Annotated in this window: 15 protein-coding genes and 1 pseudogene; 9 read left to right on the forward strand and 7 right to left on the reverse strand. The window is 72.9% G+C overall.

What is annotated here, in order from left to right:
• Positions 1-48 precede the first annotated feature (48 nt).
• From ACWGE1_RS09620 to ACWGE1_RS09630, 3 genes are all read left to right on the forward strand, one after another.
• Entirely contained in the window at positions 49-489 is a 441-nt protein-coding gene (locus ACWGE1_RS09620) for an SRPBCC family protein (RefSeq protein ID WP_453419966.1), read from the forward strand.
• 201 nt (positions 490-690) lie between these two features.
• Positions 691-1,065 (forward strand): hypothetical protein, encoded by a 375-nt coding sequence (locus tag ACWGE1_RS09625; protein WP_453419967.1) that lies wholly within the window; start codon positions 691-693, stop codon positions 1,063-1,065.
• A gap of 194 nt (positions 1,066-1,259) precedes the next feature.
• Positions 1,260-1,619: an ArsR/SmtB family transcription factor gene (locus ACWGE1_RS09630; RefSeq protein WP_453419968.1), complete on the forward strand. Its 360-nt coding sequence runs from the start codon at positions 1,260-1,262 to the stop codon at positions 1,617-1,619.
• A 116-nt stretch (positions 1,620-1,735) separates the two neighbouring features.
• On the opposite strand, the gene ACWGE1_RS09635 is transcribed toward ACWGE1_RS09630, so the two are convergent.
• From ACWGE1_RS09635 to ACWGE1_RS09655, 5 genes are all read right to left on the reverse strand, one after another.
• A complete protein-coding gene (locus ACWGE1_RS09635; RefSeq protein WP_453419969.1) occupies positions 1,736-2,467 on the reverse strand; it encodes a hypothetical protein in 732 nt (243 codons plus the stop codon).
• A gap of 115 nt (positions 2,468-2,582) precedes the next feature.
• On the reverse strand, positions 2,583-2,906 hold the full coding sequence (gene cutA / locus ACWGE1_RS09640) for a divalent-cation tolerance protein CutA (protein ID WP_453419970.1): 324 nt from the start codon (positions 2,904-2,906) through the stop codon (positions 2,583-2,585).
• Positions 2,907-3,515: 609 nt separating this feature from the next.
• A complete protein-coding gene (locus ACWGE1_RS09645; protein ID WP_453419971.1) occupies positions 3,516-3,809 on the reverse strand; it encodes a WhiB family transcriptional regulator in 294 nt (97 codons plus the stop codon).
• Positions 3,810-3,986: 177 nt separating this feature from the next.
• On the reverse strand, positions 3,987-5,411 hold the full coding sequence (locus ACWGE1_RS09650; RefSeq protein WP_453419982.1) for an amino acid permease: 1,425 nt from the start codon (positions 5,409-5,411) through the stop codon (positions 3,987-3,989).
• Positions 5,412-5,621: 210 nt separating this feature from the next.
• Positions 5,622-6,602 (reverse strand): hypothetical protein, encoded by a 981-nt coding sequence (locus ACWGE1_RS09655; protein WP_453419972.1) that lies wholly within the window; start codon positions 6,600-6,602, stop codon positions 5,622-5,624.
• 405 nt (positions 6,603-7,007) lie between these two features.
• On the opposite strand from ACWGE1_RS09655, the gene ACWGE1_RS09660 reads away from it, so the two are divergent.
• Genes ACWGE1_RS09660 through ACWGE1_RS09670 form a run of 3 tightly spaced genes read left to right on the forward strand, consistent with a single transcriptional unit; the run spans position 7,008 to position 11,034 of the window.
• Positions 7,008-8,447 (forward strand): FGGY family carbohydrate kinase, encoded by a 1,440-nt coding sequence (locus ACWGE1_RS09660; RefSeq protein ID WP_453419973.1) that lies wholly within the window; start codon positions 7,008-7,010, stop codon positions 8,445-8,447.
• Entirely contained in the window at positions 8,444-9,841 is a 1,398-nt protein-coding gene (locus ACWGE1_RS09665; RefSeq protein ID WP_453419974.1) for an FAD-dependent oxidoreductase, read from the forward strand. Before ACWGE1_RS09660 ends, ACWGE1_RS09665 begins: the two co-directional genes overlap by 4 nt.
• Positions 9,838-11,034 (forward strand): NAD(P)/FAD-dependent oxidoreductase, encoded by a 1,197-nt coding sequence (locus ACWGE1_RS09670; RefSeq protein ID WP_453419975.1) that lies wholly within the window; start codon positions 9,838-9,840, stop codon positions 11,032-11,034. Before ACWGE1_RS09665 ends, ACWGE1_RS09670 begins: the two co-directional genes overlap by 4 nt.
• Positions 11,035-11,067: 33 nt before the next feature.
• Here ACWGE1_RS09670 and ACWGE1_RS09675 read toward each other — a convergent pair whose 3' ends face one another.
• Positions 11,068-11,424, reverse strand: coding sequence for a carboxymuconolactone decarboxylase (locus ACWGE1_RS09675; protein ID WP_453419976.1), 357 nt, complete (start codon positions 11,422-11,424; stop codon positions 11,068-11,070).
• A gap of 165 nt (positions 11,425-11,589) precedes the next feature.
• Entirely contained in the window at positions 11,590-12,507 is a 918-nt protein-coding gene (locus ACWGE1_RS09680; protein ID WP_453419977.1) for a LysR family transcriptional regulator, read from the reverse strand.
• A 78-nt stretch (positions 12,508-12,585) separates the two neighbouring features.
• Between ACWGE1_RS09680 and ACWGE1_RS09685 the strand changes: the two genes are divergently transcribed.
• The 3 genes and pseudogenes from ACWGE1_RS09685 to ACWGE1_RS09695 all read left to right on the forward strand — a co-directional run.
• Complete coding sequence (locus tag ACWGE1_RS09685; protein ID WP_453419983.1) at positions 12,586-14,076, forward strand: aminotransferase class I/II-fold pyridoxal phosphate-dependent enzyme; 1,491 nt, start codon at positions 12,586-12,588, stop codon at positions 14,074-14,076.
• 86 nt (positions 14,077-14,162) lie between these two features.
• A complete protein-coding gene (locus ACWGE1_RS09690) occupies positions 14,163-15,113 on the forward strand; it encodes an ABC transporter substrate-binding protein (RefSeq protein WP_453419978.1) in 951 nt (316 codons plus the stop codon).
• A gap of 29 nt (positions 15,114-15,142) precedes the next feature.
• Positions 15,143-15,237: pseudogene (locus ACWGE1_RS09695) on the forward strand (ectoine/hydroxyectoine ABC transporter ATP-binding protein EhuA); the annotation flags it as partial.

The following is a 15,237-nucleotide window of genomic DNA, read 5'->3' on the forward strand; positions in this document are numbered from 1 at the left end:
GCCGACTCCCCCTCAGCGGCGGCCCGGGCCCCACCCCGAGGAACCGAAATGACCTACCCCACGACCATCGACGAGACCGCCCCCGTGGTCGCCGACCACGCCGTCCGGATCGCCGCTCCCCTCGAACGGGTCTGGCAGCTGCACACCGGGATCGGTCTCTGGACCGACTGGCAGACCGACATCACCGAGGCCCGGCTGGACGGCCCCGTCGAGCCCGGCACCACCTTCCACTGGGTGACCGCGGGCCTGTCCATCGACTCCACCGTCTACGCGGTCGAGGCCCCGCACCGCATCCTGTGGGGCGGTCCCGCGCACGGCATCACCGGCGTGCACGAATGGACGTTCACCGAGGACGGCGACGGCGTCGTGGTCCGCACCCGGGAGTCCTGGTCGGGCGCGCCGATCGACGCCGACCGGGACAATCTCGCCGCCGCGCTGGACGGATCGCTCGTCTCCTGGCTCAACGCCCTGAAGAGGACGGCGGAGTAGGGGCAGGCCTGCGATCACCCACCGACCCCCTGTGGGCGGCCGGGTGGTCGCGGGCTCGCACTCTAGCGCAAGAAGGATCAGATTCCGCCGAATCTCCGATCTTCCCCACGCCCCCGCCGGCCGCCGAGTAGCGTCCTCGAACCTACCCGGTCGCAGAGGTGAAGCCGGCCGGGACCGTACAGAGACGAGGAGCGTGCAGCGATGGTCAACGTAGAGACGTCCTTGAAAGAGGCGATGACCTCGATCGAGGGGAGCGTGGGAGCGGCGCTGGTCGACTACACGAGTGGCATGGCCCTAGGAACGCTGGGCGGCGGAAAGGACCTCGATCTGACGGTCGCCGCGGCGGGAAACACCGATGTGATCCGGGCCAAGACACGCACGATGGAAATGCTGGGCATCCAGGAGGACATCGAGGACGTACTGATCACTCTCGGCAGCCAGTACCACCTCATCCGGCTGCTCAAGGGCCGAGGAGGTAATGGTCTGTTCCTCTACATCGTGCTGGACAAGGCCAAGTCGAATCTGGCCATGGCGCGGCACCAGCTCAAGCGCATCGAAGCGGATCTGGAGTTGTAGCCGCACACCTGCATCCCGGCTCCGCATGTCCATAAGTTGAAGAAATCTTCAACTCGGCACATCTGAATGTGGGCAGCGAATGGTGGCGCGGGGCCGGGGTACAGGAGAATGTCTGGTGATGGTCACCGGGGGATCCGGCAGGGCCGAATGCCGCCCCCGTCCAAGGGTCAGAACCCGGGTAGGAGCGTTGCTACATGCAGGTCCCGCTGTACCAGGCCAAGGCGGAGTTCTTCCGGATGCTCGGACATCCCGTCCGGATCCGCGTACTTGAACTGCTTCAGAACGGCCCCGTACCCGTGCGCGAGCTGCTGAACGAGATCGAGATCGAGCCGTCCAATCTCTCGCAACAGCTCGCGGTACTGCGCCGGTCCGGCATCGTGATATCCATCCGTGACGGCTCCACGGTCAGTTACGCACTTGCCGGTGGTGATGTGGCGGAACTCCTGAGGGCCGCGCGGCGCATCCTCACCGAGCTTTTGGTGGGACAGAGTGAACTGCTCGCCGAACTCCGGCATGCCGACACTTCCGTCCCCACGGGTCCTCCCACGTTGTAGGCGGACCGGCAAAGGCGGATTCGCCCAGCAGTGCGGCGAGTCCCGAGTCCATGGGACCCCGGTCCGCCGGCCCTGCTGTCCGTCCGGTCCGCCGGGACCTCCCTGCCCGGCCCCGGTCAGGCCGGGGCGTTCCAGGCGGACGTCAGCCCGTCGAGCCACGCGGGCGGCAGCTCGGCGGCGTTCCATTCCTCCCACAGTTGCTGCGGTGCGGTGACGAGCCGCTCCAGCACGGCGATGCTCGTGGCGGAGTGGATCAGCGAATAGCGACCGTGCACCGTGATGCCGCTGCCCGGTCCGAACTCCGCGAACAGCCGCTCCAGCCGGGCCCGGTGGGTGGCGGCGAATTCCGCCAGCACCCCGGCGTACCCGGCGCGCTGCCGGGGCGTCATCGTGCCGAGGACGGCGACCAGCACCTCCTCGGTCACCTCCGGGTCCAGCTCCGAGACCGAGGTGAACGACAGGTACGAAGAGGTGATCGCCACTCGGGCCCGCTCCACCTCCATGCGTCTGGCTCTCGGGCGCTGCGCGGACGGGCCCTGCTGGTCGTCCGCCCCCACGACCTGCAGCAGAGCGCGCTCGGCAAGAGCGCCGAGCTGCTCCAGGAGGTCGCCGGCACCGTCGAGCCGACCGGACGCGTACGCCTCGCCCTTGTCCGCCGGCGCGCTCGGCTCCGCGCCGCTCAGTTCCTCGTACGCGAGGGCGAGCGCACCCGCCTCCACGAGCCCGATCAGTTCCCGGGCGTCACCGGCAGGGACTCCGGCCCGCGCGAGGAGCATCAGGAGCGTCGTCCTCGCATTGTCGACGCTCACCTCGTCCGGCCACCGCCGTCCCTCGTCGGCCGTGCTCATCAAATCCTCCTCATCACTCGGGTGTGCGGTGTGTGCACGAGTTCCGGTCCCCACGACGGCCCGACGCCCGGCCTCCGGCGTCCGGCGTCCGACGTCCGGGCGACCGGAGCCGAAGCTATTGTGCGGTCGTCTCCTGCACCGCCCACGCCAGGCACTCCTCCGACGCCCGCGCGCCCGGCAGCACGATCCACTGCGGCACCTCGTGCGGCTGCTGCTCGTGCACCCACGCCTCGAGCTCCGCGACCTTCTCCGTGGTCGTCTGGAACGAGACCCGGTACTCCCGCTCGTGGCGCACGGTGCCCTTCCACCGGTAGAACGCGGTCATCCGCGCTTCCACGTCGGCCCGGGCCGTCAGCCGTGCCTCCACCGCGCCCCGCGCGATGTCGTACGCCTTCTGCTCGTCGTCCGCCGACGTCTGCGCGATGACGATGCTCACCATGGTGGTCCTCCTTGATCGGGTTCTCCGACCCTACCCACGGCGGACCTGCGGCGCTGCGGGCTCCACGGCTTACGGGGCCGCCGGGCGCCGGGACGGGACGCCGGAACGCCTCCTCGACCGCGCGCTCTCGTCGATGGACGGCATCGCTCCGCGGACGCGGCCACCGTCGGGTACGGCTACCTGGTCCGCGCGGTCCCCGATCCCCGCGTTCGAGGAGGCGGGGCGGCTGCGGCCGGTCCCGGACGGATCCGACGGGCTTCGGGGCCGCGGCCGGACCGGCGGGGCCGGCATGCTCGACGGGGCCGGGACGAGCGTGACGGCCGTGACCCGCCGGACCGTACGGCTCGACGACGGCCGCTTCCTCGCGGCCCGGGACTGCGCGGCGCCGTCGGGCCTGCCGTTGCGGATGAGCTGCCCGGCCGTGATGCCGATGGGAGCGCGGGCCGCCGACACGGTGCTCGGCCGGATCGCGGGCGTGGAGCCCGTACCTCGCCGACGAGGCCGGCGGGGCCCGGCGCCCACCGCCTGCGCCGCCATGTCGGGCGGGGGCGCGCGCGCCGGCAGCTCCTGCGGGCGGAGCACGACGGGCCCCGGGGAGGGGCGCTATGGTCAGGCCGCGGCGCCCACGCTCCTGCGGGCCGCGCGGGTCCGGCGTTCCTCTTCGGTGAGCCCGCCCCACACTCCGTACGTCTCTCCGGCGCTCAGGGCGTGCCGCAGGCACTCGGACTGCACCGGGCACCCTGCGCATATCTCCTTGGCCGCCTCGTCGCGGGCCGCGCGGTCCTCACCCCGTTCGCCCTCCGGGTGGAAGAACCTGCGCGAGCCCAGGCCCCGGCAGGCCGCTTCCGTCTGCCACGCCCAGTGGTGCTCGGCCCGGCCCGGGAGTCGCGACACGTCGGACATTGCTTGCTCCTTCCGTAGGAGAGGGATGTCGAAAACGCGCCTGCTCCCGATCCGCCGGGTGAAACGTCCCCGCTGCGGTTCGTCGCAGCTCCCCCCGCCCCCACCACGCACAGCGCACCCGCCGGGAAGCGGGTGCGCAGAGGCGTGCGGCCGGGTGGGGCGGGGCAGGGGCGGGGGTCAGACGATGTCCTCTGCGATCTCCGCCTGCTCCCGGGCGTTGCCGTAGGCCGCCGGGGTGCCGTACGAGCGACGGGCGACGTACCACCAGACGCTGGCCAGGAGCAGGACCACCGCCAGGGCGATCACCGCGTAGTTCATCGAGTCGATGGTGACCGGGGACTTCTGGGGCAGGCAGAAGAGGACGGTGACGAGTGCGACCCACACGACGGCGATCCAGCCGATCGGCTTGCTCCAGCGGCCCAGGCTCCAGGGACCGGGTTCGAAGCGGTTGCCGGCGCGCAGGCGCAGGTAGATCGGGATGGCGTAGGCCGGCGTGATGCCGATGACGTTGATGGCCGTCACGGCCCCGTAGGCGGTGGCCGAGTAGAGCGACGGGAGGGCCAGGACGCCCGCGACGGCGACCGCGAGCCAGACGGCCGGGACCGGCGTCTGGGTCCGGCTGCTGACCTTGCGCCACAGGGAGGAGCCGGGGAGCGCGTTGTCACGGCTGAACGCGAAGACCATCCGGCTCGCGGCGGCGACCTCGGCGTTGCCGCAGAAGAGCTGCGCGACGATGACGACCAGGAGCAGGGCGGTGGCGCCCCCGGAGCCCAGCGCGTCGATGAAGATCTGCGCGGGCGGGACGCCGGTGGCGCTGCCCTGGACCGCCGCGTAGTCCTGGATGGCGAAGGTGAGTCCCGCGAGCAGGGCGAAGCCGGCGACCCAGGAGACCCAGATGGCCCGGACGATGCCCTTGGCGGCGGAGACGGAGGCGTTCGAGGTCTCTTCCGAGAGGTGTGCGGAGGCGTCGTAGCCGGAGAAGGTGTACTGGGCGAGCAGCAGGCCGACCGCGGCCACGTAGAACGGGTTCGCCCAGCCGGTGTCGTTGACGAACTCGGTGAAGACGAACGAGGCCGACTGGTGGTTGTCGGGGATGAAGGCCAGGGCGCCGACGATCAGGGCGACACCGCCCAGGTGCCACCAGACGCTGATGGAGTTGAGCACGCTGACGAGGCGGACCCCGAAGAGGTTGAGCACGGCGTGCAGCAGCAGGATGCACAGGAAGATCAGGAAGGTCGAGCCGGGGGTGGGCACGAACCCGAAGCGCAGGTTGAGGAAGGCGCCGGTGAACAGGGCGGCGCCGTAGTCGATTCCGGCGATGGCGCCGAGCAGGCCGAGCAGGTTCAGCCAGCCCGTGTACCAGCCCCAGCGGCGTCCGCCGAGCCGGTCGGCCATGTAGTAGAGGGCCCCGGAGGTGGGGTAGGCGCTGGTCACCTCGGCCAGGGCGAGTCCCACGCAGAGGACGAAGAGTCCTACGCCGACCCAGCCCCACAGCATCACGGCGGGGCCGCCGGAGCCCATGCCGAAGCCGTACAGGGTCATGCAGCCGGAGAGGACGGATATGACGGAGAAGCTGATGGCGAAGTTGCCGAAGCCGCCCATCCGGCGGGCGAGGACGGGCTGGTAGCCGAGTTCCCGGAGGCGGCGTTCCTCGTCCTGCTGGGGTGGGGCCTTGCGGTCCGGGCGGGCGGCCCATTCGGTTCGGGACACGGCGGTACCTCCGGGGGTCTGTGGAGCCTGGGGGTGTGGGTGGAGCCGGGGGGTGCGGGTGGAGCGGGCGGTCCGTGCCGTGGGGCAGGCAGGAGGCGGGGGTCAGTTCCGGCCGGCCAGGCTCCGGGACCTGGCTTGCAGGAACACCTCTTCGGCCAGGGCACGGTCGGCCGGGTCGCGGGTCCGGTGGGCCCACGGCAGCGTGGTCCAGTACGGACCGATCGAGTCGAAGACCCGGGCCGCCTCGTCGAACTGCAGGGCGCCCCACAGGGCGTGGGCGAGCTGGTTCAGATCGAGCGGGGAGGCGTGCGGCAGGTCGGCGTGGAGGAACCAGGTGTCCAGGGCGTGGAGGGCGTCGCGGACGGCGTCCTCGGCGACCCAGTGCAGGTCGAGGGCCCTCTCCTGGCCGCGTTCGCGGCGGTAGCGTTCGACCCGTACGTAGAGCGGCAGGACATGGAGGGCGGATCCCGGGGGTGCGGAACCGGCCGCCCAGTGCACGAAGTTGGCGGCCTCGGAGAGCGGTCCGGGCGTGCCCGCGTACACGAGCTGGAGCATGCGGTGGTAGGCCTCGCGGTTGTGCGGGTCGCGCTTGTCGGCCTCCGCGAGGATGCCCCAGGGGCCGGGGGGCAGCATCGGGCCGGGGGGCGCGATCCGGTGCTCGGCCATCTGGCGGTGCTCGTCGAGGAGGGCGAGGGCCAGCAGGCAGACCCAGGGCACCGGGTCGGCGGGGCTGATGCCGGCGGTCTCCCGGCAGGTTTCCCAGGCCTCCTGCCACAGCTCGCGGGTGCGGGGGTGCCGGGCGCGGTGGGCGCGGACGGCCCGCTCGACGGTGACGCGCGCGTGCATCACGAGTGCGGCGACGCTGTGCGGTTCCTCGGCCCGCCAGGCCTGGACCACGTCGGATCCGGCGGAGATGGCGGCGAGGACCTGGGTACGCTGGGTCCACAGCCCCCAGCCGTCGGTGCGTTCGAGCAGGCGCGCCATGGACACCCAACGGCCGGTGCGCAGGTCCTGGGCGGCGGATCGCAGCTCCTTGTCGTGGCCGGCCGGGTGGTAGACGGGCCGGAAATCGCTGCCCGCCATCACCTCGTCCCGGTCGACGGGCGGCGGCGGCCCGGGCGGACGCGTTCTGCGGTGGTCGTGATCATCAGTCCTCGGATCGCATGGTGTGGGTCGGTCCGGCCGTCGGCTGCCGCGCTGCAGCCGTGCCCGGTGCCAGGGATGCGTGAACGATGCGAGAACTGTTCGGCGAACCCCCGCCGTTGACCCGCGGTCAATGTCGCTGCCCGTTGATCGGCGATCACTATAGAGCGATTGGGAGCGTGCGCATCCAGATTCTTGTTCGAACGCAAGTATCAAGCCACGGAGTCCATGTGATGACGCGTCAGTACCGTGGAGCGGGACACGGGCCGATCTTGACGGGCGACCTCCGCTGGTGAAGGCTTCCGACCGACGTTCGCTCACGGCGACACCAGGAACGGAGTGGTGATGACGGGCCCGGTGCTCGCTGTCGATCAAGGCACCTCGGGGACCAAGGCGCTGGTCGTCTGTCCGGTACGCGGGGTCATCGGCTCCGGATCCGCCCCGGTACGGCCCCGCCACCTGCCGGGCGGCCGGGTCGAGGTCACCCCCGGCGAGCTGCTCGAATCGGTCGTCGACGCCGGACGCGCCGCGCTGGCGGCGGCCGGTGAGCCCGTGGTGGCGGTGGGCCTCGCCAACCAGGGCGAGACCGTTCTCGCCTGGGACCCGGTGAGCGGGGAGCCGCTGACCGACGCGATCGTCTGGCAGGACCGGCGCGCCGAACGGCTCTGCACCGAACTGGCCCCGCACGCGCCGGCGCTGCGGGAGGCGACCGGTCTGCCGCTCGACCCCTACTTCGCCGCCCCCAAGATGGCCTGGATACGCCGCCACCTGACCCGGCGCGGCGTCGTGACGACCAGCGACGTGTGGCTCGTACACCGTCTCACCGGGGCGTTCGTGACCGACGCGGCGACCGCCGGCCGCACCCAGCTGCTCGACCTCGACTCCACCCGCTGGTCGGACGCCGCGCTCGACGCCTTCGGGCTCACGGGCGAGCGGCTGCCGGAGGTCGTCGACGCGGACACCCGCGTCGGGACCACCACCGCGTTCGGGCCCGAACTGCCCCTGACGGGGCTGCTCGTCGACCAGCAGGCCGCGCTGCTCGCCCAGAGCGTCACCGAGCCCGGCACCGCCAAGTGCACCTACGGCACCGGCGCGTTCCTGCTCGCGCAGACCGGCCCGCGCCCCCTGCGCAGTACCTCCGGACTGGTCGGCTGTGTGGCCTGGCGGCTCGCCGGCCGGACCAGCTACTGCCTGGACGGGCAGGTGTACACGGCGGCCTCCGCCGTGCGGTGGCTCACCGATCTCGGGGTGATCTCCGGCGCCGCGGACATCGACACCGTGGGCGGGAGCGTCCCGGACGCCGGCGGCGTCACCTTCGTCCCCGCGCTCGCCGGGCTCGCCGCTCCGTGGTGGCGCGGTGACGTGCGGGGCTCGGTCACCGGCCTGGGCCTCGACACCACCGCGGGGCACCTGGTGCGCGCCCTGTGCGACGGTGTCGCCGCCCAGGTGGCGGAGCTCGCCGACGCGGTCGCCGCCGACCTGGGCACCCCGCTCGCCGCCCTGCGCGTCGACGGCGGGCTGACCCGCTCCGCGCTGCTCATGCAGGCCCAGGCCGATCTCCTGGGGATCCCCGTCGAGGTGTCGTCCCTGCCGGACGTCACCGCGCTCGGCGTGGGCGCCGTCGCCCGGCTCGGGCTCGATCCCTCGCTCACCGTCGCCGAGGCGGTGCCCGAGTGGAAGCCGTCCGCCGTCTACGAGCCGCGGGCCGGCGCGGCGGAGGCGGCCGAGCGCCGGGCCCGGTTCCGCGCCGCGGTGTCGGCCCTGCTCGGCGACGGACCGGCATGACCGTCACCACCGGCGGGGCCCTGCCCGGCGGGGAGTACGACGTGACGGTCGTCGGCGCCGGAGTGGTGGGCTCGGCGATCGCCCGCGAACTGGCCCGGCTCCCCCTGCGGATCGCCCTGGTCGACGCCTCCGACGACGTCGGCAACGGCACCTCGAAGGCCAACACCGCCATCCTGCACACCGGTTTCGACGCGGTGCCCGGCTCCCTGGAGTCCCGGCTCGTCCGGGAGGGACACCGGCTGCTCTCCGCGTACGCCGCCGAGGCCGGCATCCCGGTGGAACCGCTCGGGGCGCTCCTGGTCGCCTGGGACGAGGAGCAGCTGGCCGCACTGCCGGGCCTCGCCGACAAGGCCGTGCGCAACGGCTACCGCGCGGCGCGCATCGCCCCGGCCGAGGAGGTGCGGGCCCGCGAGCCCGAGCTCGGGCCCGGGGTGCTGGGGGCGCTCGACGTGCCGGGCGAATCCGTCATCTGCCCCTGGACGACCACGCTCGCCTACGCGACGCAGGCCGTGCGCACCGGCGCCGATCTCCACCTCAACTGTCTCGTACAGGGCATTGCTTCGGGCGACGTCCATACCCTGGCCACGAGCCGGGGCCCGCTGCGCACCCGGTACCTGGTCAACGCGGCGGGTCTGTACGCCGACGGGATCGACCGGCACCTGGGCCACGCGGACTTCGCCGTCACGCCCCGGCGCGGCCAGCTGATCGTCTTCGACGAACTCGCCCGCGGCCTGGTACGGCACATCCTGCTCCCGGTCCCGGGCGCCCTCGGGAAGGGGGTGCTGGTGTCCCCGACGGTGTACGGGAACGTGATGCTCGGGCCGACCGCCGAGGACCTGGACGACAGGACGGACACCGGATCGACGGCCGAGGGGCTCGCACTGCTGCGGGAGAAGGGCCGACGGATCCTGCCGGCCCTCCTGGAGGAGGAGGTCACCGCCGTGTACGCCGGCCTGCGGGCGGCCACCGGCGACGACGACTACGCGATCCGGGCCCACCCCGCGCAGCGGTACGTCACGGTGGGCGGCATCCGCTCGACAGGGCTGACCGCCTCGCTGGCGATCGCCGCCCACGTGGTGGAACTGCTCGCGGACGGCGGTCTGCCGGTGACGGGGGCCCGGGATCCCGAGCCGGTGCGGATGCCGAACCTGGGCGAGGCGTTCCTCCGCCCCTACCGCGATGCGGATTTGATCGCGAGGGACCCCGAGTACGGCCGGATCGTCTGCCACTGCGAGCGCGTGACCCGCGGGGAGATCCGCGACGCGCTGGCCCAGACCGTCCCGCCCGGTTCGCCGGACGGCCTGCGGCGGCGCACCCGCGCACGGGCGGGCCGCTGCCAGGGCTTCCACTGCGGGGCCGCCGTCCGCGCACTGTTCGAGGAGGCCCGCCGGTGACCGGCGACCGCACGGTCGACGTCCTGGTCGTCGGCGCCGGTCCCGCCGGTCTGGCGCTGGCCGCCCGCCTCGCGCGCGCGGGTGCCGGGCGTGTCGAGGTCCTGGAACGCGAGCAGGACGCGGGCGGGATGCCGCGCCACTGCCGTCACGGCGGGTTCGGGGGGCCCGTACGCCCCTGGTCGACGGGACCGGAGTACGCGCGGCGGGCCGCCGGGGCGGCGGTGACGGCCGGGGCCTCGGTCCGTACCGGGGTCTCGGCCACCGGCTGGGCCGGTCCGCTGTCCCTGGAGACCACGAGCCCGGCGGGCCTGGAGCGGATCACGGCCCGGGCCGTCGTGCTCGCGACGGGAGCCCGGGAGCGCCCCCGCAGCGCCCGCCTGGTGCCGGGGTCCCGGCCGGCGGGTGTGCTGACCACCGGGGAGCTGCAGCAGTCGGTCCATCTGTACGGGCAGGACGTCGGCCGGCGGGCCGTGGTGGTGGGCGCCGAGCCGGTGGCCCGTCACGCGGTACGCACACTGCGCCGGGCGGGCGCGGAGGTGGTGGCCGTGGTCACGGAGCTCTCCCGCGGTGTCGCCGTACCGGGAGTCCCGCTGCTCACGGGCACGACGGTGGGAGAACTGCGCGGCCGGGGCCGCCTTTCGGGCGTGGCCGTGCGCCACCGGGACGGCCGCTGCGGGATCCTCGCCTGCGACACGGTGGTCTTCACCGGCGACTGGATCCCCGACCACGAGCTGGCGCGCCGCGGCGGCGTCGCCCTGGACCCGGGGACCCGTGGTCCCGCCGTGGACGCGTCCTTCCGTACGTCGGTACCGGGGGTCTTCGCGGTCGGCAACGCCCTCCACGGAGTCGAACGCGCCGCCACCGCGGCCGCGGAGGGCGCCGCCGCCGCGGTCCCGGTCCTGGCCCGCCTCTCGGGTGCGGCGTGGCCGGAGCCCGGTCCGCCGCTGACGGTCCGGGCTCCGCTGGTGTGGGTGGCGCCGAACCGGCTCACGGACGTGGCGGGTCGGCCGTTGCTGCTGCGTTCCGGGGAGCCGCTGACCGGCCCCGCGGTGACGGTCGCCCAGGACGGCCGGCTGCTGTGGCGGCGGCGGTTCCCGGGCCGGGTGTCGCCCTCGCGGTCGCTGCGGCTGCCGCCGGGGTGGACGGGCCGGGTCGACCGGGCCGGCGGCCCGGTCGTGGTGGGAATCGGCTGACAGGGTGGGGCTGACAGCCCCCTGCCGCGTGGATCAGGAGTGGCTGCGGCTCTCGGCCTCGGCGGCGGCCATGGCTTCGGCCTCGCTTTCGACCATGGCTATGGCGACCCCGAACGCCTGGGCTATGTGGCCCGCGGCGGACATGACGCGCGCCGTGCCGACGACGGGGGCGATGGCGACGAGCACGTCCTGCAGCTGCTCGACGGTGAAGTCGGCCTTCACCGCGGGGCTGATGTGCGCGAGGTAGGAGATGGCCGGCGCGTCCATGGCGACGAGGGCGGCGATGCGGGTGGTGATGAGCGTCTTCTCATCCATGTTGCAGTGCTCGACGGAGTCGATGGTCATCGCGGCGAGCGTGTCGAGAACGGGGGCGTCAGACCTGGTGGCCATAACGGAACCGCCTTTCGGTGCTGAACTGAGCCGGGCGCGCCGGACGCCGGCCGCGGGATCACGGGCGTGTCGGCGGGTTGCCGTTTCAGCGTAGGGCCGACCCCGAACCCGCGCCCGTTGGGCTGTGCGGGTGAGCGGGTGAGTGGGTGAGCGGCGGCCGCACGGTCAGGCCGCGGCCCAGCGCTCCGTGATCAGGGCGGCCTGCTCCAGCAGCGCCTCGATCAGCTCCTGGGCGGCGCCGGCCGAGGTGGACCGCAGTACGGCGACACTGATCTCCCGGGCCAGGTCGGGGCGGGCCAGCGGCCGTACCACCAGGTCGGGTCGTGGATGTCCGAGGGCGAGCCGCGGGACGAGGGCCACGCCCGTCCCCGCCGCCACGAGGCCCTGGACCACCGCGTAGTCGTCGGTGCGCATCACGTGCAGGGGCTCGTACCCCTCCTGGCCGCACGCCCAGGCGAGCACGCGGTCGCAGGGATCGTGGGGGTCGGCGGCGCCCACCCAGGCGGTGTCCCGCAGTTCGCCGAGGGGGACCCGGTCCAGCGGTGCGCACGGGTGGTCCTCCGGCATGACCAGGAGGAGCGGATCGGCCAGCAGTGGGTGGACCTCGAAGTCCTCGTCGAGGTCGAGGCGCTCGCCCGGCTGCGAGAAGACGAGGGCGGCATCGAGCTCCTTGGCCCGCAAGCCGCGCAGCAGCAGCGGGAGCTCGCCCTCGGTGAGCGAGATGTGGACCCCCTGCTGGTGGAGCCGCTTGACCGCGGGCGCCAGCAGCAGGGCCCCCGCCGTGGGGAACGTGCCGATGTGGAGCGTGCGCATGCCGCGCTCGGCGAGGCTGCGCACCTCCAGCTCGGCCTGACGCAGTCGTTCGAGCACGGCCTCGGCGTGCGGCAGCAGGGCTTCGCCCAGTTCGGTGAGCGTGGCGCCGCGCGGTCCGCGCTGGACGAGCCGGGCGTCGAAGTGGGCCTCCAGGGCGGCGAGATGGTGGGTGATCGTGGGCTGGCTGTAGTGCAGTGCACGGCCGGCGGCGGCGAGCGAACCCTCCTGCGCGATGGAGCGCAGCACCTGGAGATGCCTGACGTCGAGCATATAGACATCCTATGGAGGGGTAACGAAAAGTCCACCCTTCTTCGATGCCGCGGGGACTGTCACGCTCCCGGGGTGAACATGAGAACGACCGATCAGCGCACCCAGTCCCCCTCCGGTCCCGGCGCCGGCCAGCTGTGTGCCCCGTACGCCGAGGCGGTGCTGTGCCATGCCGGACGCGACTGGCTGAGGCTGAACGTCCCCGGCCACGCCGCGACCCCCGGTTCGGACCTCGCCGGTTTCTTCGGCCCGCGGATCACGGCCCTGGACTTCCCGCCGCTGCTCGACGGCATCGACCTCGGCGCGGACACCCCGCTGGACCGGGCCCTGGAGCTGGCGGCCGAGGCCTGGGGCGCGCGGCGCACCTGGTTCCTGACGAACGGCGCTTCGCAGGGCAACCAGATCGCCTCGATGGTCGCCCCCGCTCTGGGGCGCACGCTCGTCGTGCAGCGCAGTGTGCACTCCAGCGTGATCGACGGGCTGGTGCTGTCCGGCATGAACGCCGTCTTCGTCCAGCCGTCCGTCGACCCGGAGCAGGGCATCGCCCACGGTGTGACCGCCACGGACGTGGCGGCGGCGCTCGAGCGGACACCGGACGCGGCCGCCGTGTACATCGTCTCCCCGAGCTACTTCGGAGCGGTCGCCGACGTGCGCGCCATCGCGGACACCGCCCATGCCGCGGGCGTTCCGCTGATCGTCGACGAAGCGTGGGGAGCGCACTTCGGCTTCCACCCCGCACTTCCCGCGAACGCCCTCTCCCTGGGCGCGGACCTGGCGACCTCCAGTACGCACAAGCTGGCGGGCAGCCTGACGCAGTCGGCGATGCTCCACCTGGCGGAGGGGCCCTTCGCGGACCGGCTCGAACCGCTCGTCGACCGGGCGTTCCGGCTCGTGCAGTCCACCAGCGCGAGTGCCCTGCTGACCGCGTCGCTGGATCTTGCCCGGAGGAGTCTGGTCACCGATGCCGACGCGACGGGCAGCTCGATCGAGGCCGCGGACCGGGTGCGGGGCGCCGTCCGCGCGCTGGGCCGCTTCACGGTGGTGAGCGACGGGTTCCGCGCCTTCCCCGACATCGTCGGCGCCGATCCGCTGCGGATCGCGATCGACACCCGCGCCGGCGGGATCACGGGGCACGAAGCCAGGCGCCGGCTCTTCCGGGACCACCAGATCATGGTCGAAGTGGCGACCGACGCCGCGGTCGTCGCCGTGATCGGCGCGGGATCCGCCCCCGACACCGACCGGTTCGTCGAGGCACTGCACACCCTGCCCTCCCCGCTCACCGACTCGGGCGGCGCCAGGGGCATGCTGCGCCTGCCGGACCCCGGCGCCACGAAACTCACCGCCCGCGATGCCTTCCTGAGCCCCGCCCGGGTCGTGGCCGCGCAGGAGGCCGTCGGACGGATCTCGGCGGACACGCTGGCGGCGTACCCGCCGGGCATCCCCAACGTCCTGCCGGGCGAAGTCATCACCGCCGAGGTCGTCCGCTTCCTCCAGCAGACCGCGACCGCACCGAACGGCCACGTCCGCGGCGCGCTCGACCGGGGCGTAACGCGCCTGCGCGTCGTCGCCTGAGCCACCGGGCACGCCCGGCGTTCCACCCCTCACCCCCCGCGTTCCCTTCCCCCGCACGCACGCCGTCCCCGAGAGAGAGCACAGCCATGGCCGCACGCATACCGTCCCGACGGACGCTCGCCACCGTCCTCGCCGCAACCACCGCCGCCCTGCTGCTGGGTGCCTGCGGCGACCGGACCGACGCGGGCCGCAGCCCCGGCGGCGACGGAGCCGGCGCCGCGAACAGCGACGCTCCCCTGTTCGGCAGGCTGCCCGCGGACATCCGGGCGGCCGGTGTCATCAAGGTCGGCACAGACGCTACGTACGCCCCGATGGAGTTCACCGAGAACCGAAGGATCGTCGGTGTCGACCCGGACGTCGCCGACGCGCTCGGCAAGCATCTGGGTGTGAAGTTCGTCTTCACGAGCGGCACCTTCGACAGCCTCATCACCTCCCTCAACTCCGGGCGGCAGGACGTCGTGATGTCGTCGATGAGCGACACCATGGCCCGCCAGCAGGGCCTGGACGACAAGGGACAGAAGACCGGCAACGGCGTCGACTTCGTGGACTACTTCGTCGCGGGCTCCGTCGTGTACGTCCAGAAGGGCAACCCCCAGCAGATCAGGTCCATCGCCGACCTCTGCGGAAGGAAGACCGCCGTACAGCGGGGCACCACCTTCGAGGAGGTGGTCAAGACCCGGTCCAAGGAGTGCGAGGCCGCCGGGAAGCCGGCCGTCGCGATCGAGTCCTTCCCGACGGATGCCGAGGCCCAGACCCGCGTGAAGGCGGGCGGCGCCGTCGCCGGGGTCAACGACTACCCCGTGGCCGCCTACCTGGCCCTCAAGGCCGACGGCGGAAACGCGTTCGAGATCGTCGGCAACCAGATCGAGGCCGGTCCCTTCGGGATCGCCGTGGCCAAGGACAACCCCGAACTGCGCGACGCCCTCAAGGCCGCACTGGCGGCGATCATCGCCGACGGTTCCTACCGGAAGGCACTCGACAAGTGGGGCGCGGGCACGGGAGCGGTCGCCACGGCGAGCGTCAACACCGGCTCCTGACCCCGAGCACGCGGAAGGGCACTCCTCACGCCATGGAGCCCAAGCTGATGCTCTTCGACGAGCCCACCTCGGCGCTCGACCCCGAGCTGGTGGGTGACGTCCTGGACGTCATGCGGGACCTCGC

It is taken from the genome of Streptomyces sp. NPDC054932 (genome assembly GCF_053610205.1).

Coding starts and splice junctions, on each gene's coding strand:
- ACWGE1_RS09665 (WP_453419974.1), top strand. CDS start 8,444: ATGACCGTCACCACCGGCGGGGCCCTGCCCGGCGGGGAGTACGACGTG.
- ACWGE1_RS09680 (WP_453419977.1), bottom strand. CDS start 12,507: ATGCTCGACGTCAGGCATCTCCAGGTGCTGCGCTCCATCGCGCAGGAG.
- ACWGE1_RS09620 (WP_453419966.1), top strand. CDS start 49: ATGACCTACCCCACGACCATCGACGAGACCGCCCCCGTGGTCGCCGAC.
- ACWGE1_RS09650 (WP_453419982.1), bottom strand. CDS start 5,411: ATGGGCGGCTTCGGCAACTTCGCCATCAGCTTCTCCGTCATATCCGTC.
- ACWGE1_RS09690 (WP_453419978.1), top strand. CDS start 14,163: ATGGCCGCACGCATACCGTCCCGACGGACGCTCGCCACCGTCCTCGCC.
- ACWGE1_RS09660 (WP_453419973.1), top strand. CDS start 7,008: ATGACGGGCCCGGTGCTCGCTGTCGATCAAGGCACCTCGGGGACCAAG.
- ACWGE1_RS09635 (WP_453419969.1), bottom strand. CDS start 2,467: ATGAGCACGGCCGACGAGGGACGGCGGTGGCCGGACGAGGTGAGCGTC.
- ACWGE1_RS09655 (WP_453419972.1), bottom strand. CDS start 6,602: ATGGCGGGCAGCGATTTCCGGCCCGTCTACCACCCGGCCGGCCACGAC.
- ACWGE1_RS09625 (WP_453419967.1), top strand. CDS start 691: ATGGTCAACGTAGAGACGTCCTTGAAAGAGGCGATGACCTCGATCGAG.
- ACWGE1_RS09630 (WP_453419968.1), top strand. CDS start 1,260: ATGCAGGTCCCGCTGTACCAGGCCAAGGCGGAGTTCTTCCGGATGCTC.
- ACWGE1_RS09685 (WP_453419983.1), top strand. CDS start 12,586: ATGAGAACGACCGATCAGCGCACCCAGTCCCCCTCCGGTCCCGGCGCC.
- cutA (WP_453419970.1), bottom strand. CDS start 2,906: ATGGTGAGCATCGTCATCGCGCAGACGTCGGCGGACGACGAGCAGAAG.
- ACWGE1_RS09675 (WP_453419976.1), bottom strand. CDS start 11,424: ATGGCCACCAGGTCTGACGCCCCCGTTCTCGACACGCTCGCCGCGATG.
- ACWGE1_RS09645 (WP_453419971.1), bottom strand. CDS start 3,809: ATGTCCGACGTGTCGCGACTCCCGGGCCGGGCCGAGCACCACTGGGCG.